The 19,303-nt window shown below is 71.9% G+C and carries 16 protein-coding genes and 1 tRNA gene; 13 read left to right on the top strand and 4 right to left on the bottom strand.

The window, feature by feature from the left end; genetic code table 11:
- Positions 1-30 precede the first annotated feature (30 nt).
- Entirely contained in the window at positions 31-2,877 is a 2,847-nt protein-coding gene (locus tag ACWC91_RS21045) for a penicillin acylase family protein (protein WP_281157325.1), read from the top strand.
- A gap of 154 nt (positions 2,878-3,031) precedes the next feature.
- On the opposite strand, the gene ACWC91_RS21040 is transcribed toward ACWC91_RS21045, so the two are convergent.
- Complete coding sequence (locus tag ACWC91_RS21040; RefSeq protein ID WP_225074736.1) at positions 3,032-3,646, bottom strand: 5-formyltetrahydrofolate cyclo-ligase; 615 nt, start codon at positions 3,644-3,646, stop codon at positions 3,032-3,034.
- A gap of 103 nt (positions 3,647-3,749) precedes the next feature.
- On the opposite strand from ACWC91_RS21040, the gene galU reads away from it, so the two are divergent.
- The 7 genes from galU (at position 3,750) to ACWC91_RS21005 (ending at position 9,339) form a co-directional block, all read left to right on the top strand.
- Positions 3,750-4,676, top strand: coding sequence for a UTP--glucose-1-phosphate uridylyltransferase GalU (gene galU, locus ACWC91_RS21035; protein WP_450644826.1), 927 nt, complete (start codon positions 3,750-3,752; stop codon positions 4,674-4,676).
- A 5-nt stretch (positions 4,677-4,681) separates the two neighbouring features.
- Positions 4,682-6,004, top strand: coding sequence for a molybdotransferase-like divisome protein Glp (glp, locus tag ACWC91_RS21030; RefSeq protein WP_376500258.1), 1,323 nt, complete (start codon positions 4,682-4,684; stop codon positions 6,002-6,004).
- Between the two features lie 86 nt (positions 6,005-6,090).
- The gene (gene moaC, locus ACWC91_RS21025) at positions 6,091-6,603 is read left to right on the top strand and encodes a cyclic pyranopterin monophosphate synthase MoaC (RefSeq protein WP_141360336.1); all 513 of its coding nucleotides are present in this window, start codon (positions 6,091-6,093) and stop codon (positions 6,601-6,603) included.
- Positions 6,600-7,142, top strand: coding sequence for a MogA/MoaB family molybdenum cofactor biosynthesis protein (locus ACWC91_RS21020; RefSeq protein ID WP_225074739.1), 543 nt, complete (start codon positions 6,600-6,602; stop codon positions 7,140-7,142). Before moaC ends, ACWC91_RS21020 begins: the two co-directional genes overlap by 4 nt.
- Positions 7,143-7,162: 20 nt before the next feature.
- Positions 7,163-7,789, top strand: coding sequence for a GNAT family N-acetyltransferase (locus ACWC91_RS21015; protein WP_281157328.1), 627 nt, complete (start codon positions 7,163-7,165; stop codon positions 7,787-7,789).
- Between the two features lie 195 nt (positions 7,790-7,984).
- Positions 7,985-9,190, top strand: a complete 1,206-nt coding sequence (sepX, locus tag ACWC91_RS21010; protein ID WP_225074741.1) for a divisome protein SepX/GlpR — start codon at positions 7,985-7,987, stop codon at positions 9,188-9,190.
- A 75-nt stretch (positions 9,191-9,265) separates the two neighbouring features.
- Positions 9,266-9,339, top strand: a tRNA-Ala gene (locus ACWC91_RS21005).
- A gap of 184 nt (positions 9,340-9,523) precedes the next feature.
- Here ACWC91_RS21005 and ACWC91_RS21000 read toward each other — a convergent pair.
- The gene (locus tag ACWC91_RS21000; protein ID WP_225074742.1) at positions 9,524-10,006 is read right to left on the bottom strand and encodes a GNAT family N-acetyltransferase; all 483 of its coding nucleotides are present in this window, start codon (positions 10,004-10,006) and stop codon (positions 9,524-9,526) included.
- Positions 10,007-10,151: 145 nt separating this feature from the next.
- Here ACWC91_RS21000 and ACWC91_RS20995 point away from each other — a divergent pair, with 145 nt between their 5' ends.
- Complete coding sequence (locus ACWC91_RS20995; protein ID WP_450643451.1) at positions 10,152-10,955, top strand: exodeoxyribonuclease III; 804 nt, start codon at positions 10,152-10,154, stop codon at positions 10,953-10,955.
- Positions 10,956-10,972: 17 nt separating this feature from the next.
- Here ACWC91_RS20995 and ACWC91_RS20990 read toward each other — a convergent pair whose 3' ends face one another.
- On the bottom strand, positions 10,973-11,593 hold the full coding sequence (locus ACWC91_RS20990; RefSeq protein WP_450643454.1) for a MerR family transcriptional regulator: 621 nt from the start codon (positions 11,591-11,593) through the stop codon (positions 10,973-10,975).
- A 204-nt stretch (positions 11,594-11,797) separates the two neighbouring features.
- Between ACWC91_RS20990 and ACWC91_RS20985 the strand changes: the two genes are divergently transcribed.
- From ACWC91_RS20985 to ACWC91_RS20970, 4 genes are all read left to right on the top strand, one after another.
- On the top strand, positions 11,798-13,351 hold the full coding sequence (locus ACWC91_RS20985) for a flavin-containing monooxygenase (RefSeq protein ID WP_450643450.1): 1,554 nt from the start codon (positions 11,798-11,800) through the stop codon (positions 13,349-13,351).
- A gap of 23 nt (positions 13,352-13,374) precedes the next feature.
- Complete coding sequence (locus ACWC91_RS20980) at positions 13,375-14,427, top strand: alpha/beta fold hydrolase (RefSeq protein ID WP_450643453.1); 1,053 nt, start codon at positions 13,375-13,377, stop codon at positions 14,425-14,427.
- Positions 14,424-15,317, top strand: coding sequence for an SDR family oxidoreductase (locus ACWC91_RS20975; protein ID WP_225074745.1), 894 nt, complete (start codon positions 14,424-14,426; stop codon positions 15,315-15,317). The genes ACWC91_RS20980 and ACWC91_RS20975 overlap by 4 nt, the downstream gene beginning before the upstream one ends.
- A gap of 91 nt (positions 15,318-15,408) precedes the next feature.
- Complete coding sequence (locus tag ACWC91_RS20970; RefSeq protein WP_225074746.1) at positions 15,409-15,633, top strand: hypothetical protein; 225 nt, start codon at positions 15,409-15,411, stop codon at positions 15,631-15,633.
- 202 nt (positions 15,634-15,835) lie between these two features.
- On the opposite strand, the gene ACWC91_RS20965 is transcribed toward ACWC91_RS20970, so the two are convergent.
- Positions 15,836-19,255 (bottom strand): S41 family peptidase, encoded by a 3,420-nt coding sequence (locus ACWC91_RS20965; RefSeq protein WP_450643449.1) that lies wholly within the window; start codon positions 19,253-19,255, stop codon positions 15,836-15,838.
- Positions 19,256-19,303: the final 48 nt, after the last annotated feature.

Here is a 19,303-nt window from a genome sequence, read left to right as displayed (position 1 = left end):
GCCGCTCGCGTTAGGACAGCAAGGACAGCGATGCCCCCGAACACCACCGCCTCAACGGGTGACAAGGCCGGCAAGTCCGGCAGGAAGAAGGGGCGAAAAGCCCGCTTGGTCGCGCTTGTCCTGGTCCTGGCTCTCATCGGAGGCACCGCCTACGGCGCCTACTGGTCCGTCAGTACCGTGCGCGCCTCCTTCCCGCAGACCAAGGGCACCATCACGCTGCAGGGCCTGTCGGGACCCGTCGACGTCAAACGGGACGGAAACGGCATTCCGCAGATCTACGCCTCCAGTTCGGAGGACCTGTTCATGGCGCAGGGCTTCGTCCAGGCGCAGGACCGGTTCTACGAGATGGACGTGCGCCGGCACATGACGTCCGGGCGCCTGTCGGAGATGTTCGGCAAGGGCCAGATCAAGAACGACGAGTTCCTGCGCACTCTGGGCTGGGACCGGGTCGCCCGGCAGGAGTACGACAAGACGCTGTCGGCCTCCACCAAGAAGTACCTCCAGGCGTACTCCCAGGGAGTCAACGCCTACCTCAAGGGGCGTGAAGCCAAGGACATCTCCCTGGAGTACGCGGCCCTGGGCTTCGCGAACGACTACAAGCCCGGGCAGTGGACTCCGGTCGACTCGGTCGCCTGGCTGAAGGCGATGGCCTGGGACCTGCGCGGCAACATGCAGGACGAGATCGACCGGGCGCTGATGACCAGCCGCCTCGGCCCGAAGCAGATCAAGGATCTCTACCCGGACTACCCGTACAGCCGGAACAAGCCGATTGTCAGCGAGGGCCAGTACAACGCGCTTACTCAGGCGTTCGAAGCGAGCGGCGGCACGGACTCGAGCGGCGGCACCTCGACCGGCACCGGCACCGGCACCGGCACTTCGACCGGAATCGGCACCGGCACCGGCACGTCCGGTTCCGCCGACTCGTCGGGCACGGGCGGCGGCACCGGCACCGCGACGGACGCGAGCGGCACCTCCGACGTGCAGAGCCAGCTGATGGGCCTCCACGACGTCCTGGACGGCCTTCCGACGGCCGTCGGCGTCAACGGCAACGGCATCGGCTCCAACTCCTGGGTCGTCTCCGGGCGGTACACGATCACCGGCAAGCCGCTGCTCGCCAACGACCCGCACCTGTCGGCCTCGCTTCCCTCGGTCTGGTACCAGATGGGCCTGCACTGCCGTGAACTCTCCAAGGCGTGCCCGTACGACGTCACCGGCTACACCTTCGCGGGCATGCCCGGTGTGATCATCGGCCACAACCAGGACATCGCCTGGGGCATGACCAACTCCGGTGTCGACGTCACCGACCTCTACCTGGAGAAGCTCAGCGGCGACGGCTACCTGCGCGACAACAAGACGGTGCCGTTCCGGACCCGCCAGGAGACCATCAAGGTCGCCGGCGGCAAGTCCAAGACGATCGTCGTGCGCGAGACCAGCGACGGAATGCCCCTGCTGTCCGACCGCTCCGACGAGCTGATGGCGGTCGGCAAGAAGGCGACGGTCACCACCGCGGCGCCCGACCGCGGCGACGGTTACGCGATCGCCCTGAAGTGGACCGCGCTGGAGCCGGGCACCAGCATGGACGCCGTCTTCGCCATGAACAGCGCGAAGGACTGGAACTCCTTCCGGTCGGCCGCGGAGCTGTTCGACGTGCCCTCGCAGAACCTGATCTACGCCGACACCAAGGGCAACATCGGCTACACGCTGCCCGGCCGCATCCCCACGCGCGCGAAGAACGACGACGGCTCCCTCCCGTCGCCGGGCTGGGACTCCGGCTACGACTGGACCGGCTACATCAAGCCTCAGGAACTTCCCTACGAGTACAACCCCAAGCGCGGCTACATCGTCACCGCCAACCAGGCCGTCGTCGACCCGAAGTCCTACCCGTACACGCTCACCACGGACTGGGGCTACGGCACCCGCAGCCGGCGGATCACCGACATGATCCAGCAGAAGATCGACGGCGGCGGCAAGATCTCCACCGACGACATGCGCCAGATGCAGATGGACAACAGCAGCGCGATCGCCAAACTGCTGGTGCCCAAGCTGCTGAACATCGACATCGGCGACAAGGACGTCCGCGAGGCGCAGAAGCTGCTGGAGGGCTGGGACCGCACGCAGGACGCCGACTCGGCCGCCGCCGCGTACTTCAACGCCGTCTGGCGCAACATCCTCAAGCTGGCCTTCGGCAACAAGCTGCCCAAGGAGCTGCGGGTCAAGGGCCAGTGCCTGTGGGTGGAGCCGGCCGGCAACACGGGCCCGGCCGACCAGAACCAGAAGGTCCGCGAGTGCGGTCAGCGCGACGCCGACCAGGCGCAGCCGGACGGAGGCGACCGCTGGTTCGAGGTGGTCCGGGCGCTCGTCGAGAAGCCGGACAGCGACTGGTGGAAGACCCCGGCGTCGGGCACCCGGCCCAAGGCGGACAACCGCGACGAGCTGTTCAAGCGCGCCATGATCGACGCCCGCTGGGAACTGACCGCCAAGCTCGGCAAGGACATCGACACCTGGAGCTGGGGCCGGCTGCACCGCCTGTTCCTGAAGAACCAGACCCTGGGCACCGAGGGACCCGGCGTCCTGAAGTACGTCCTCAACCGCGGTCCCTGGAAGCTGAGCGGCGGCGAGGCCGCGGTCAACGCCTCCGGCTGGAACGCCGCCGGCGGCTACGGCGTGGTGTGGGTGCCGTCCATGCGGATGGTGGTCAACCTCGACGACCTCGACAAGTCCAAGTGGATCAACCTCACCGGCGCCTCCGGGCACGCCTTCAGCGCCCACTACACCGACCAGACGGACAAGTGGGCCAAGGGCGAGCTGCTCTCGTGGTCCTTCTCGCCGAACGCGGTCGACAGGAGCACGAGCGACACGCTGGTGCTCAAGCCGTGAGCCGCTGAGGCCACAACGGCGGCGAAGGCCCTCCACGCGCGCGTGGAGGGCCTTCGCCGTACCCGCGTGCCGTACCCGCGTGCCGTACCCGCGTGCCGTACCCGAGCCGGGCCTGCGGCCGAAGCCGCGTCGGCCGTGCCGGAAGCCGTGCGCGTCAGGTGAAGCGGCGTACCCCCGAAGGTGTCACCACGGCCTGCACCGGCCGGTCGTGGGGCTCCGCGGGGACGTGCCCGACGACCTCCGTGTCGTACAGCAGGACCACGAGGGCGGGGTGCGCCCGCGCCGCCTCCAGGCGGGCCAGGACACGGTCGTAGGACCCTCCGCCGCGCCCCAGGCGCATCCCTCGCGCGTCGACGGCGAGGCCGGGCAGCAGGACCACGTCGGCGGTCGCCACGGCGTCCGGGCCGAGACGCTCCCCGGCCGGCTCGAACAGCGCCATCCTCCCGCTGTGCTGCACGCGCGCGAGGGAGCCCTCCCCGGTGTACGCGCCCCAGTCCAGGTCGTTGTCGGGCAGCAGCGCGGGCAGCAGCACGCGCGTGCCCCGCGCGCGCAGCGCGTCGAGGAGCGGCGGGGTTCCCGGTTCGGTGCCCACGGAAACGTACGCGGCGATGGTGCGCGCCCGCGTCAGCTCTGGCAGCTCCAGGGCGCGCTCCGCCAGCGCGTGCGCCGCCTCCCGCACTTCATCCACGGTCAATGTCTTCCTCACCGTGAGGATTTCCCGCCGCAAGGTGCGCTTGGCAGGCTCGGCGTCGCGTCCGGTGTGGCTCACTGGTCCTTCCGTACCCTTCCTTATACCGGTATGTCTGCTCATATGAGAGTCAATTAACCGGAGAGGCAGATTCCGCGCAAAGGCAGCGGATAGGGTTGCGGCCATGACACAGGCGCACCCCAGGATCAGCAAGGCTGTCATTCCCGCGGCAGGTCTTGGTACCCGGTTCCTGCCGGCCACCAAGGCCACTCCCAAGGAGATGCTGCCGGTGGTCGACAAGCCGGCGATCCAGTACGTGGTCGAGGAGGCCGTCTCCGCGGGCCTCGACGACGTCCTCATGGTGACCGGCCGGAACAAGCGGCCGCTGGAGGACCACTTCGACCGCAACTACGAGCTGGAGTCGGCCCTGGAGAAGAAGGGCGACGGCGAGCGGCTCGCCAAGGTGCAGGAGTCCAGCGACCTCGCGTCGATCCACTACGTCCGCCAGGGCGACCCCAGGGGCCTGGGCCACGCGGTGCTGTGCGCGGCCCCGCACGTGGGCAGCGAGCCCTTCGCCGTCCTGCTCGGCGACGACCTGATCGACCCGCGCGACCCGCTGCTCCAGCGGATGATCGAGGTCCAGGAGACCTACGGCGGCAGTGTGATCGCCCTCATGGAGGTCGCGCCCGAGCAGATCCACCTCTACGGCTGCGCGGCCGTGGAGGCCACCGAGGACGGCGACGTCGTCCAGGTGACCGGTCTGGTCGAGAAGCCGGACGTGGCGCAGGCCCCCTCCAACTACGCGATCATCGGCCGTTACGTCCTCGACCCGCACATCTTCGGCATACTCCGGAAGACCGAGCCCGGCCGCGGCGGTGAGATCCAGCTCACCGACGCCCTTCAGCACCTGGCCGAGGCGCACGCGTCGGCGACCACCGACGAGCAGCGGGCCGGCGGCCCGGTGCACGGCGTTGTTTTCAAGGGCCGCCGCTACGACACCGGGGACCGTGGCGACTATCTGCGTGCCATTGTCAGACTCGCGTGCGAACGTGAGGACCTGGGCCCGGACTTCAGGGCCTGGCTTCAGCGGTACGTAGCCGAGGAGATGTAACGACGTTGAGCAGCGCCGAGCCCCGCACCGCCGGCCCGGACCACCTGTGGTCGGTGGACGAGCACCTGGAGGACATCCTCACCACCGTCCGCCCCCTGGAACCCATCGAGCTGCAACTGCTCGACGCCCAGGGCTGTGTCCTGGTCGACGACGTCACGGTGCCGCTCTCGCTGCCGCCGTTCGACAACAGCTCGATGGACGGCTACGCGGTACGGGTCACGGACGTCTCGGGCGCGAGCGAGGAGTTCCCGGCCGTCCTTGAGGTCGTCGGGGACGTCGCTGCGGGCGCGGCCGGCCTGCTCAGGGTGGGACCGGGACAGGCGGCGCGGATCATGACCGGTGCCCCGCTGCCGCCAGGCGCCGAGGCGGTCGTCCCCGTCGAGTGGACCGACGGCGGGCTCGGCGAGGGCCCGGTGAGCGCGATGCGCGCCCGCAGCCTCGCCCCCGAGGGCGCCGACGGGCACGTACGCGTGTACCGGCCGGCCGGGGCGCGCGCGCACGTGCGCGCGAAGGGCAGCGACGTGGAGGCGGGCGAGCGCGCCCTGCGGGCCGGCACGGTCCTCGGGCCGCCGCAGATCGCGCTGCTCGCCGCGATCGGCCGCGGCACGGTCCTGGTGCGCCCGCGCCCGCGCGTGGTGGTGATGTCCACCGGCAGCGAACTCGTCCAGCCCGACGAGCAGCTCGGCGACGGCCAGATCTACGACTCCAACAGCTTCGCCCTGACCGCGGCCGCCCGGGACGCGGGCGCCATCGCCTACCGGGTGGGTGCCGTCGCCGACGACGCCGAGATCCTGCGGTCCACCATCGAGGACCAGCTCGTCCGCGCCGACCTGCTGGTCACCACCGGCGGGGTGAGCGTGGGGGCGTACGACGTGGTCAAGGAGGCGCTGTCCGACGTCGGCGACGAGGACGAGCCGGGCGGCGGCGTGGAGTTCCGCAAGCTCGCCATGCAGCCCGGAAAGCCGCAGGGCTTCGGGACCGTCGGCGCCGACCACGTCCCGCTGCTGGCCCTGCCCGGCAACCCGGTGTCGTCGTACGTCTCCTTCGAGCTGTTCGTCCGCCCCGCCATCCGTACCCTGATGGGCCTTCAGGACGTCCACCGGCCGACCGTGCGCGCGACGCTGGCCGCGGACCGGGCGCTGAGCTCGCCGAAGGGGCGCAGGCAGTTCCTGCGCGGGGTGTACGCCGACGGCGAGGTCAGGCCCGTGGGGGGCGCCGGATCCCATCTGATCGCAGCCCTGGCGCTGGCCGACGCGCTCATCGTCGTCCCCGAGGACGCCGAGTCCGTCGAGCCCGGCGCCGAGGTCGAGGTGGTCCTGCTCGGCTGAGCGGTCCGGGGTGGCGGTACCGTGTCGCGCACAACAGGCCCGTGCGCCGCACGGCGGCGGGCCCGGACCGGGAGCTCCACACGATCATGACTGTGCCTTCCCGGGGGGAGACCCCCGGACCTCCAGCGCCGGACCGGCTGACGCACATCGACGACGCGGGCGCCGCCCGCATGGTCGACGTCTCCGGCAAGGACGTGACCGCGCGCACCGCCCGCGCCAGCGGTCGCGTCCTCGTCTCGCCCCGCGTGGTCGAGCTGCTGCGCGGCGAGGGGGTGCCCAAGGGCGACGCCCTCGCCACCGCGCGGATCGCCGGGATCATGGGCGCCAAGCGCACCCCGGACCTCATCCCGCTGTGCCACCCGCTGTCGGTGTCGGGTGTGAGACTGGAGCTGTCGGTCGCGGACGACGCCGTGGAGATCGAGGCCACGGTGCGGACCACGGACCGCACAGGCGTCGAGATGGAGGCGCTCACCGCGGTGTCCGTCGCCGCGCTCACCGTGATCGACATGGTCAAGGCGGTCGACAAGGGAGCGGTCATCACGGACGTGCGCGTGGAGGAGAAGACGGGCGGCAAGTCGGGCGACTGGAGCCGGGCATGACATCGGACGCATCGGCCGGAGGCGCACTGCTCGCGCCGTACAGCGCTCTGGTGGTCACGGCCTCCAACCGGGCCGCCGCAGGGGTCTACGAGGACACCGGCGGTCCGCTGGTCGCCGACGGCCTCCGGCGCCTCGGCTTCGCCGTCGACGGACCGCGGGTCGTACCGGACGGAGACCCGGTGGAGGCCGCGCTGCGCGCCGCCGTCGAGGCCGGTTACGACGCCGTCGTCACCACCGGCGGCACGGGCGTCTCGCCCACCGACCGCACGCCCGAGGCGACCCGCCGGGTGATCGAGACCGAGGTGCCGGGAATCGCGGAGGCCATCCGGGCGTTCGGCATGCGGAAGGTGCCGACCGCGGCGCTGTCCCGGGGGCTGGCCGGAGTGGCGGGAGCGACGCTGATCGTCAATCTGCCGGGCTCCACGGGCGGGGTGAAGGACGGACTGGCCGTCCTGGAACCCCTGTTGACGCACGCCGTCGACCAGCTGCGCGGCGGCGACCACGTCAGACCCGGTGCCGGTAGTGGGGGTGCGAGCTGAACAGCCCATCCTGGCCCGTCGTGCTCGCGGAGGGCGATGTCGTCCTCCGGCCGATAAAGCTGCGCGACCAGCGGGCCTGGCGCGAGGTGAACCGGCGCAACCGGGACTGGCTCAGGCCCTGGGAGGCGACGATTCCGCCGCCCACGCCCGGCGGGCCCATCACGCACCGGCCGACCTACCGGCAGATGGTGCGCCACCTCAGGTCCGAGGCGCACGCGGGCCGGATGCTGCCGTTCGTCATCGAGTACCAGGGGCGGCTGGTCGGGCAGTTGACCGTCGCCGGGATCACCTGGGGCTCGATGTGCTCGGGCCACGTCGGCTACTGGGTCGACGAGTCGGTGGCCGGCCGCGGGGTGATGCCGACGGCCGTGGCCATGGTCGTGGACCACTGTTTCCGCACCGTCGGACTGCACCGCATCGAGGTCTGCATTCGGCCCGAGAACGGGCCGAGCCGGCGGGTGGTGGAGAAACTCGGATTCCGCGAGGAGGGTCTGCGGCCCCGTTATCTCCACATCGACGGCGCGTGGCGCGACCACATGGTGTTCGCGCTCACCGCGGAAGAGGTGCCCGAGGGGGTGCTGAACCGCTGGCGCCGCACTCGGGCCCCGCGGGTGCCGAGGGAGAATCCCGCCCCACCCGGAAATTGAATGAATGTTCGAAATTGATCGGCCTGCGATCCGAACCGGACCTGCTCGCGATCGTCCGGGTGGCAATGAATTCGCGTCCTTGACGTCCTGCCGATCACATCGATCGCAAAAAAAGTTCGAAATATCAGCCAGATCGTGCGACACACCGGCGCAATTGGCAGATGGCCTCATGCAAACCCCTCTACCGTGTGAGGCGTGAGCAGCAGCGGCCTCATCTACGCAGTCATCGTCGGGGCCTGGGCCGCCTACTTGGTGCCGATGTGGCTCCGTAGGCAGGACGAGCTGAACGAGGCCCGTCCGACGGAACGCTTCAGCACCGCCATCCGGTTCCTGTCCGGACGGGCGGGGATGGAGCGCCGGTACGCCAAGGACCTCAGGGCGCGCTCCGCCGAGGAGGGGGAGCCCGCCGACGGGAAGCCGGACGCCGTCACCGACTCGGTGGACGTCCGGGCCTTCGCCATGCCCCCGGACCGGTCGCCGGAGCGGCAGCAGCCGCCGGCGCGGGAGGAACGGGAGCCGGTCCGCGGCCACGACGAGCGCGACCGGACCGGCAAACCGGCCGCCCGGGCCGCGTCCCCGGCGGCGGCCCCGCCCGCCGACGCGTCCGCGCGTCCGCGGGTCCCCGCGGCCCGGCGCACGCCCCGCGCGGAGGTGTCCGCGGCGCGTGCCCGGCGCTCGAAGGTACTCGCGCGCCGCAGACGCACCACCGTCCTCCTCTTCCTCGCCTTCACCCTCGGCGCGATCGTCGCCGCCGTCGGCGGGCTCACCTTCCTGTGGGCGCCCGGAGTGCCCGCCGTGATGCTCAGCGCGTACATCGCCTACCTGCGCTCCCAGGAGCGGCGCCGCTTCGCCTACCAGATGGACCGCCGCCGCGCCGAGGTCGCCGCGCAGCGGCTGCGTGAGAGCCGCCGCCAGCCGCGTCGGCGCACGCCCCTCGACCCCGCCGCGGACGAACCGGAAGCGGGGCCGGAACCGGAGACGGACCCGGGCCTCTCCTCCCTTGCCGCCGACCGGCGCGCCCTGGTCGAGCAGACCGACCACGCCGAGTGGCTCGACCAGCAGCGCGAGCGCCAGCGCCGCCCCGGCCAGGGCGACAGCTGGGACCCGGTGCCGGTGCCGCTGCCCACCTACGTCACCGCCCCGGTCGCCCCGCGGGCCACTTCCGACGTGGACCTCGGCGCTCCGGACGCCTGGAGTTCGGCGCGGTCGTCCGCCGCGGTGCCGGAGCAGGAGGCGGCGGCCCCGGCCGCGCCCCCGCCGCACGCCGAGGACAAGTCCGCCGACGACGGCCGCACCGACGCCCGCCGTGCCGCCTCGGCCCGCCGCTCCCGCGAGCGCGGCCGCACCCCGCTCTTCGACCAGTACGAGGACGGCGACCGCCCCCGCGCGGCCAACGAGTGATCCCCGGCCCCTGACCAGCCAGGGAACGGATTACCAACCACCCGGGCGAGGATGCTAGAGTTTCACTCGTTGCAAGGGCCTGTGGCGCAGTCCGGTAGCGCACCTCGTTCGCATCGAGGGGGCCAGGGGTTCAAATCCCCTCAGGTCCACGCAGCTCAAAGCCCCGGTCGGGAAACCGACCGGGGCTTTGACGTGTCTCGTGGGTTTCACGGGACCAACGGTATGAGCGACCGGGGGCGTGATGGCCGGTCAGCGGATCAGGCTCACGGCCGGTCCCGCCCGGGTGAGGCGCGAGAGCCCCTCCCGCGAAGCTGTGGCGGGAGGGGCCTCGCGTCAGGACCGGAGCTGCTTCGCCAGGCAGATGCTCGACTCGTACTCGCGGTAGTAGCCGAACTTCGTGCACGGCTCGTAGCCGCTGGAGGCGTACAGGGCCACGGCCTCCGGCTGCTGGTCGCCGGTCTCCAGGACCATGCGCACGCGCCCGGCGGCACGGGCGTCGTCCTCCAGGGCGGCGAGCATGCGGCGGGCCAGACCGCGGCCGCGCATCGACTTGATCACGTACATCCGCTTGAGTTCGGCGTCGCCGTCCTCGTTGCCCTCGGCGTTCTTGTCCCGGCTGCGCCAGCCGCCCGTGGCGACGGGGGTGCCGTCCTCGTCGTAGGCGATCAGGTACACGCCGTTCGGCGGCCGGAAGTCGGCCGCGTCGAGGGGCGTGGCGTCGCCGCCGTCGCCGTAGCGGACGTGGTACTCGGCCTGTACCTCGTCGCTCAGCTTGACGGCGTCGGGGTGGTCGAAGGGCACGGGGCGGATGTTCATGTGGGAACCGTCTGTCGATGCGGGTGTCGGGGCGGGCGGCCTCCGGGAAGACCTCGTCCAGTGTGCCGGTAGGGTGCCCGGGTGCTGACCGTGACCTCCGTCAATGCGTCCGGACGGGGTCGTCAGTGAAGGCAAGGAGAGCGTTTTGCTGACTGTGACCTCCGTCAATGTGAATGGACTGCGTGCCGCCGCCAAGAAGGGCTTCGTGGAGTGGCTCGCGGGGACCGGGGCCGACGTGCTGTGCCTCCAGGAGGTGCGTGCCGAGCCGCACCAGTTGCCGGAGGGCGTCCGCACGCCGGACGGCTGGCACGTCGTGCACGCGCCGGCCGCCGCCAAGGGCCGCGCCGGAGTCTCCCTCTACACCCGCCGCGAACCCGACCGGGTCCGGGTCGGGTTCGGATCCGCCGAGTTCGACGGCAGCGGGCGCTACGTCGAGGCCGACCTGCCCGGCGTCACGGTCGCCAGCCTCTACCTGCCCTCCGGTGAGGTCGGCACCGAGCGGCAGGACGAGAAGGTCCGGTTCATGGACGAGTTCCTCGCCCATCTCAAGGAGTTGCGCGAACGGGCCGCCGCCGACGGCCGCGAGGTGCTCGTCTGCGGCGACTGGAACATCGCCCACCGGCAGGCCGACCTCAAGAACTGGCGCGGCAACACCAAGAACTCCGGCTTCCTCCCCGAGGAGCGGGAGTGGCTGAGCACGGTCTTCGCCCCCGAGGCCGGCGGGTACGCCGACGTCGTGCGCGAACTGCACCCGGACGGCGAAGGGCCGTACACCTGGTGGTCCTACCGGGGGCGGGCCTTCGACAACGACACGGGATGGCGGATCGACCTCCACGTGGCCACACCCGGGCTCGCGGCCAAGGCCGTCAAGGGGTATGTGGAGCGGGCGGACACGCACGCCGAACGCTGGTCGGACCACGCCCCGGTGACGGTCGTGTACGACCTCTAGTGCAGCACTGGCCACCGCTACGGCTGTTTGCGCAGCCGTCGGTCCAGGGCCATCGACACTTCCGCCTCCACCACGCTCTTGGCCAGCGGCCGCAGTCGCCTCAGGTCGTCCTCGGGGCCGTGACGCAGGATCAGGGCGGTGAAGAGTTCGGCTAGGGCGTCGGCGTGTTCGCGGACGCGGCGGCCGGCTTCGAGGACTTCGGCGAGCGGGATGCCCTCGCGGACCAGGGCGGCGGAGACGTCCAGCAGACGGCGGCTGATGTGGACGATCTCGTCGCCGTCGGTGCCCAGGTAGCCGAGTTCCATGGCGGCGGCCAGGTTCTCGGCGGTGACCTCGCCCGCGAAGTGGTCGGCGAGTTCCTCGGGGGTCAGGCGGACCGGGGTCTCCTCGGTGGGGGCGCCGAGGCCCAGCAGATCGCTGACGTCGCGGCCGTGTTCGAAGGCCTCCGCCAGTTCGGCGATGCCGCTCAGCGTGTGACCGCGTTCCAGCAGCGCCGAGATCGTGCGCAGGCGGGCCAGGTGATGGTCGTCGTACCAGGCGATACGGCCCTCGCGGCGCGGTGGCGGGAGCAGTTTGCGCTCGCGGTAGAAGCGCAGGGTGCGCACGGTGATGCCGGCCAGCCGGGCCAGCTCCTCCATGCGGTACTCGCGTCGGCCGCCGCGTGCTCCACCTTCTCCTGCCACGGGAGCAGCCTATGTTGTACCGGCGGTAACTTTTCCTCTGCCGCCCCCTACCGATCGGTACGGACCTCCTCTACCCTCCCCATTGCGCCAGTGTTCACTGGCAGAGTCGCTGAAGGCTGCACGCGGGTCGCTGTACGCGAGTCATGGGAGGGGCGCTCAATGGCCGAGCACGAGCAAGAGCATGGGCACGAGGACCGGCATGTGCGGGTGGCGGTGATCGGGTCCGGCTTCGGCGGACTGGGCGCCGCCGTGCGGCTGCGCCGGGAGGGGATCACCGACTTCGTCGTGCTGGAGCGGGCCGGCAGCGTCGGCGGCACCTGGCGCGACAACAGCTATCCGGGATGCGCCTGCGACGTGCCCTCGCACCTGTACTCGTTCTCGTTCGCGCCCAACCCCGACTGGCCGCGCACCTTCTCCGGGCAGGAGCACATCCGCGCCTACCTGGAACACGTCACGGACGTCTTCGGCCTCCGCCCGCACCTGCGCTTCCACTCCGAGGTCACGAGGACGGCCTGGGACGCCGAGAAGCTGCGCTGGGACATCGAGACCACGAGCGGGAACCTGTCGGCCGACGTCGTGGTCGGCGCGACCGGGCCGCTGTCCGAACCCAAGGTCCCGGACATACCCGGGCTCGACTCCTTCCCCGGCAAGGTCTTCCACTCCGCCCGCTGGGACCACGACCACGACCTCGCGGGCAAGCGGGTCGCCGTGGTCGGCACCGGAGCCTCCGCGATCCAGATCGTGCCGTCCATCCAGCCCGAGGTCGCCCGGCTCACCCTCTTCCAGCGCACCCCGCCGTGGGTGATGCCCCGCGTCGACCGCGAGATCAGTAGTGTCGAACGGCGGATGCACCGCGCGCTGCCGCTGACCGCGCAACTGCGCCGCGGACTGCTCTGGGGCATCCGGGAGTTGCAGGTCCAGGCGTTCACCAGGCATCCGGGCCAACTCGGTTTCGTGGAGCGGCTGGCCGAGCTCAACATGTCCCGCGCCATCAAGGACCCGGAGCTGCGGGCCAAGCTCACCCCCGACTACCGCATCGGCTGCAAGCGGATACTGCTGTCCAGCACATACTATCCGGCACTCGCGCAGGACAACGTGGACGTCGTCGCCAGTGGACTGAGCGAGGTTCGCGGATCGACCGTCGTCGCCGCCGACGGCACCGAGGCCGAGGTGGACGCGATCGTCTTCGGGACCGGCTTCCACGTCACCGACATGCCGATCGCCGAGCGGGTCGTCGGCGTGGACGGCCGTACGCTCGCCGAGAGCTGGACGGACGGCATGGCCGCGCTCCGTGGGGCGTCCGCGGCCGGCTTCCCGAACTGGATGACGATCATCGGCCCCAACACCGGCCTCGGGAACTCCTCGATGATCCTGATGATCGAGTCCCAGCTGAACTACCTGGCCGACTACCTGCGCCAACTGAGCGTCCTCGGTGGCCGGGCCGCCCTCGACGCCCGGCCCAGCGCCGTGAACGCCTGGAACCGCAAGGTGCAGGACCGCATGAAGCGCACGGTGTGGAACACCGGCGGCTGCACCAGCTGGTACCTGGACGCCAACGGCCGCAACACCACCGTCTGGCCCGGTACGACCACCGAGTTCCGGCAGGCCACCCGGCGGGTGGATCTCGCGGAGTACCAGGTCCTCCGGGCGCCCGGGTCCCAGGGCGCGGCCCGCCGGGCCCCAGCGCGGCGGACCGTGGAGGTGGACGCGTGAGCCGTCCCGCCCGCCGGTCGGCCGTGGGCCGCCCGGAAGACCACGCTGCCCCGGATCCGTACGCCCCTCCCGTCCCGGCCCGTGAACTCACCGCCGTCTCCGCCGACGGGGCCCGGCTGCACGTCGAGGTGCACGGGCCGGTGGACGACCCCGCCGCCCCGGCCGTCGTCCTCGCCCACGGCTGGACCTGTTCCACCGCCTTCTGGGCCGCGCAGATCCGGGATCTGGCCGCCGACCACCGCGTCATCGCCTACGACCAGCGCGGCCACGGACGCAGCCCGGCGGGCCGGAGATACGGCACCGACGAGCTCGCCGACGACCTCGAAGCCGTACTCGCGGCGACGCTCGCGCCCGGCGAGAAGGCGGTGATCGCGGGCCACTCGATGGGCGGGATGACGGTGATGGCCGCGGCCGGCCGGCCCGGCTTCCAGGAGCACGCGGCGGCCGTTCTGCTGTGCAGCACGGGCAGTTCACGGCTGGTCGCCCGGTCGACCGTCGTACCGATCCCGGCCGGCCGGCCGCGCACCTGGCTGACCCGGCGCGTCCTCGGCTCCCGGGCACCGCTCGGGCCGGTCACCCCGCTCGCCCGGCGGTTCCTCAAGTACGCCACGATGGGCCCCGGTTCGGCGCCGCACATGGTCGAGGCGTGCGCACGGATCGTGCACGCCTGCCCGCGCCGGGTGCGCCACGCCTGGTCGCAGGTGCTGGACCGGCTCGATCTCGACGACCAGGTACGGCAGTTGACGGTTCCGGTGGCGGTCGTCGCGGGCACGGCCGACCGGCTGACCCCGCCGGGGCACGCGCGGGCGCTGGCCGCCGCGCTGGCCAACTGCCTTGGTCTGACCGAGCTTCCGGGGCTCGGTCACATGACGCCGGTGGAGGCACCCGGACTGGTGACCGGGAAGATCCGGGAACTCGTCGCCGGTCACGTACCCGGTCGGCTGACCGGCCATGTACCCGGTCAGGCCACCGGTCACGTACCCGGCCAGGCCGCCTATCACGTCCCCGGCCAAGTCACCGGCCGTGGACGCGCACACGAGCAGCACGACGACGCAGGGATCAGGGAGGGCGCATGAGCAGGGTGAGCCTGGAGGGGCAGGTCGCGGTCGTCACGGGGGCGGCGCGGGGCGTCGGCGAACTGCTCGCCCGCAAACTGTCCGCGCGGGGCGCGAAGGTCGCGCTGGTCGGCCTGGAGCCGGACCTGCTCGAACAAGTCGGCAAGCGGCTGCACGGCGAGAGCGCCCACTGGCATGCCGACGTCACCGACCACGAGGCGATGGCCCGGGTCGCGGCGGAGGTCGAGGAGCGGTTCGGCAGGGTCGACATCGTGGTCGCCAACGCGGGTGTGGCGAGCGGTGGTCCGTTCGCCGACTCCGACCCCGACTCCTGGCGGCGGGTGATCGAGGTCAATCTCATCGGATCGGCGGTCACCGGGCGGGCGTTCCTGCCGGCGCTCACCGCGAGCCGCGGCTACCTGCTCCAGATCGCCTCGCTCGCCGCCATCACACCCGCGCCGATGATGACGGCGTACTGCGCCTCCAAGTCCGGTGTGGAGGCGTACGCGCACAGCCTGCGGGCCGAAGTCGGCCACCGGGGCGTGCGGGTGGGCGTCGCCTACCTGTCGTGGACCGACACCGACATGGTGCGCGGGGCCGATCAGGACGACGTCATGCGGGAGTTGAGGCAGCGGCTGCCGTGGCCGGCCGGCCGGACCTATCCGCTGGGGCCGGCGGTGGACCGGATCGTGGCCGGGATCGAGCGGCGCGCCGCCCACGTGTACGGGCAGTGGTGGCTGCGCGGTATGCAGGGCGTGCGCGGGTGGCTGCCGGGTGTCGTGGGCACCGTGGGGCAGCGGGAGGTACGGCGCTTCGCGGACCGGCTGTCTGGGGTGCGGACCGGGCTGGTCGGAGCGGGTGGCGCGGCCGACGAACGGCACCGATCCGCACCGGCTACGCAACGTCACTGATCGACATGCGCAGGGTCACCGTCCGTGTGAATCTGGTCGAGGCCGATCCCCTAGCCCACTTGGGGATCTCACCCACACGGGAGTGAACAGCATGGGTATGAAGGACAAGTACCAGGACCCGTCCGAGCAGCAGCGGCAGCAGCAGGGCCGGCAGCGTCCGGGCGAGCGTCCCGGCGAGCGCCCCGGCGAGCGCCCCGGCGAGGGCCGTGAGAAGGCCGGGCAGCGCCCGTCCCAGCCGCGCGAGCGTGGGCGTCACGACACCCACGACACGCCGGACGAGATGGAAGACCGCCTCAACCAGGACTACGACCGCTAACCACGGCCCGTAGTCAGCGTTGTTGCTGCGCTCGGCCTCGGCCGTGACGGTGTGGGGTGTCCCGGATGCCGGGGCACCCCATGTCCGTGCCGTGGTGGCGGGAACGGGCCGCTCGGCGGTGCGAAGGTCCGGCCGCTCGGCAGTGTGCAAGTCCGGCCGCGTGAGACGGACACCAGGGGTCCGGTCGCTCAAGTCCCGCCGCTCAGCGGCGCGGAGGCAGCTTCGGCCGCGAACGGTCGGGTACGTCGCGGTAGTCCGGCGGGATCGCCGCCGGGTTGGCGGCCAGGAGTTCCAGGGCCAGTTCGATCGCGTCGTCCATCTCGACATGGCGGCCCTCGGCCCAGTCCAGGGGGGTGCGCAGGCTCTCCACGTCGGGGGTGACGCCGTGGTTCTCGACGGACCAGCCGTAGGCGTCGAACCAGGCCGCGTTCATCGGCACCGTGATCACCGTGCCGTCGCCGAGGCGGTGCCGGCCGGTCATGCCGACCACCCCGCCCCAGGTGCGCTGGCCGACCACGGGCCCCAGCTTGAGCAGTTTGAAGGCGGCCGTGATCATGTCGCCGTCGGACGAGGTCGCCTCGTCGGCGAGGGCCACGACGGGCCCGCGGGGCGCGTCGGAGGTGTACGACACCGGCTGGGCGTTGCGGGTCAGGTCCCAGCCGAGGATGGTGCGGGTCAGCTTCTCGATGACCAACTCGCTGATGTGACCACCCGCGTTGCCGCGGACGTCGACGATCAGCGCGGGCCGGGACACCTCCATGCGCAGGTCCCGGTTGAACTGCGCCCAGCCGGAGCCGCCCATGTCGGGGATGTGCAGGTAGCCGCATCGGCCGCCGCTCAACTCCCGTACCACGGCCCGGCGTTTGGCCACCCAGTCCTGGTAGCGCAGCGGGCGCTCGTCGACCAGCGGCACGACGGCGACCCGGCGCGGCGGTCCTTGCCCCTCCGCCGGGGAGAACGTCAGCTCCACCGTCGTACCGCCCGTCCCCGCGAGCAGCGGATAGGGGCCCGTCACCGGATCCACCGGGCGCCCGTCGACGTGGGTGAGCACCGCGCCCTCGCGGATGCCCGCGCCGGCCAGCGGGGAGCGGGCCTTGGAGTCGGAGGAGTCGCCGGGCAGGATCCGCCGGATGACCCAACGGCCGTCACGGCACGTCAGGTTGGCGCCGAGCAGCCCCTGAAGACGCTGGTAGTGCGCGGGGCCCTCGTTGCGGCGGGCGGGGGAGACGTAGGCGTGGGAGGTGCCCAGTTCGCCGAGGACCTCGCGCAGCAGGTCGGCGAACTCGTCCGGGGACGCGACGCGTTCGACCAGCGGGCGGTACTGCGCGAGCACCGCGTCCCAGTCGATGCCGCACATGTCCGGCTCCCAGAAGTAGGCGCGGATCAGCCGGCCCGCCTCCTCGTACGACTGGCGCCACTCCGCGGCCGGGTCGACCACGTGCAGGATCCGGCGCAGATCGATCCAGGTCGTCGTGTCGCTGTCGCCGATCTCCGTGGACGGCACCGCGCGCAGATCGCCCTCGTCGACGACGACCAGCCGGGTGCCGTCGCCGCTCACCGCGAACCAGTCCAGGTGGCCGACGAGTTCGTACTTCTTGGCCTTGCTGATGTTGAAGTGCTCCAGCGTCGGCCGGCCGGTGGTGTCGTCCGGGTTGACGAACGTCTCGCCCAGGGCGCCGGAGATCGGCCAGCGCAGCCAGACCAGGCCGCCGCCGGCGACCGGGTGCAGCGCCGAGTACTTGGAGGCGATGACCGGGAACGGGGTGACCCGGTTCGCCAGGCCCTCGACCTCCACGGTCACCGCGCCGGACTCGCCGGTCTCCTCGTCCTCGACGGGATCCAGGCCGCCGGCCGCCGGCCGTCCCTCGGGGTTCAGCGCGAAGGGGGACGGGGTCGCGGAGGACAGCGGAACGAGGTAGGGCTTGCAGCCGAGCGGGAAGGACAGGTCGCCGGTGTGCACGTCGTACACCGGGTCGAAGCCGCGCCAGGACAAGAAGGCCAGGTACCGGCCGTCGCGGGTGAACACCGGGTTCTCGTCCTCGAAGCGGCCGTTGGTGACGTCGACGATCAACCGGTCCTGGATCCGCGCCATCCTGATCTGCCGCAGCGAACGTCCGACTCCCGGGTGCGACCAGGTCAGCCATGCCCCGTCGGGCGAGAACGCCAGGTCCCGCACGGGCCCGTTCACGGACCGCACCAGTTCGGTGAGACGGTCGGGCGGTCCGTCCGCCGCGTCGGTGTCCGCGGCGGTGGCGGCGGGACCCTCCGGCGCACCGGTCGCGGCGGGCGCGCGGGCGTCTTCGGGGCCTTCGGCGGTATCCGGGCCGGCGGAGGTCTCCCCGTTCGGCGAGGCGCCCGCGACCGCCTCCGTCCCCTCCGCCGCCTCCCCCTCGTTCACGTCGCTCACGTCGAGCAGCAGCAGCCGGCCGTCGTGGGAGGCGAGGGCCAGGCGTTCGCCGGCGGGGTCGGAGGCCGTCTCCAGGACGCGGCCGAGGCGGCCGGGGGCGAGCCGGCGCAGCGGGCGGGTGCCGCTGGCCCGGGGGAGGTGGGTGATCTCGACGGCGTCCTCGCCGTCCGCGTCGGTGACGTAGGCGACCTGGCCGGTCTCGCCGAGCATCTCCGGCAGCCGGATGCGCACGCCGGGCGTGTCGATGAGGGTGCGGGCGGGGCCGTCGCGGTGGGTCAGCCAGTGCAGGGAGCCGCGTACGACGACCGCGCTGGCCCGGCCGGTCTCGTCGACGGAGATGCCGTCGACATGCTGGGCGGCCGGCACCTGGTAGCGGCGGCGGCCCGCCTGCGGCCCGCTCGGCCGCACCTCCAGCCGGCGCGGGACCGAGTCCGCGGACAGGTCGTCCACGATCCACAGGTCGCCCGCGCACTGGTACACCACCCGCGTGCCGTCGCTGGAGGCGTGCCGGGCGTAGAAGGCGTCGTGGTCCGTGTGCCGGCGCAGGTCGGAGCCGTCGGGGGCGCAGGAGTAGAGGTTGCCGACGCCCTCGTGGTCGGAGAGGAAGGCGATCCGGCCGCCGACGAACATCGGGCAGGCCAGATGCCCGCCGACATCGGCGAGCAGCCGCTGCCCGTGCAGCCACAGCCGGCCCGTCGCACCGCCCCGGTACCGCTTCCAGGAGGCCGGTTCGTGCGGCGGCGTCCCGGTCAGCAGCAGGGTCTTGTGGCCGCCTTCCACGTCGGCTACCTGGAGGTCGGAGACCGGCCCCCAGGGCAGCTTGCGGCCGGGGGAGCCGTCGGTGCCGACCTTGTAGGCCCAGGTGAAGTAGGAGAACGGCTCGCCGTGGGAGGCGACGGCGAGGATGTCGGTGCGGCCGTGTTCGTCGGGCGGTGCCCATCCGCACACGCGGGTGTCGGTGCTGCCCCAGTAGGTCAGCTGGCGGGCGGGCCCGCCGTCCACCGCGACCAGGTGGATCTCGGGCACCAGACTGCGCCAGCTCGTGTACGCGATGTGCCGCCCGTCGGGCGAGAAGCGGGGTGGGCCGACCTTCGTGCGGTCCACCGTGAGGCGCCAGGCACGGCCCGCTCCGTCGAGCGGCGCCAGCCAGAGGTCGTCCTCGGCCACGAAGCACAACAGGTCGCCGCTGAGGTGCGGCAGGCGCAAATAACTCACGTTCTCATGCTTTGCCCGGGTATGGACCGCAGCAACTTATGCGGAACC

Source organism: Streptomyces sp. NPDC001204, from assembly GCF_053598035.1.
The sequence above is the reverse complement of the archived record's forward strand: the minus strand, read 5'-3'. Positions and strand labels throughout refer to the sequence as shown.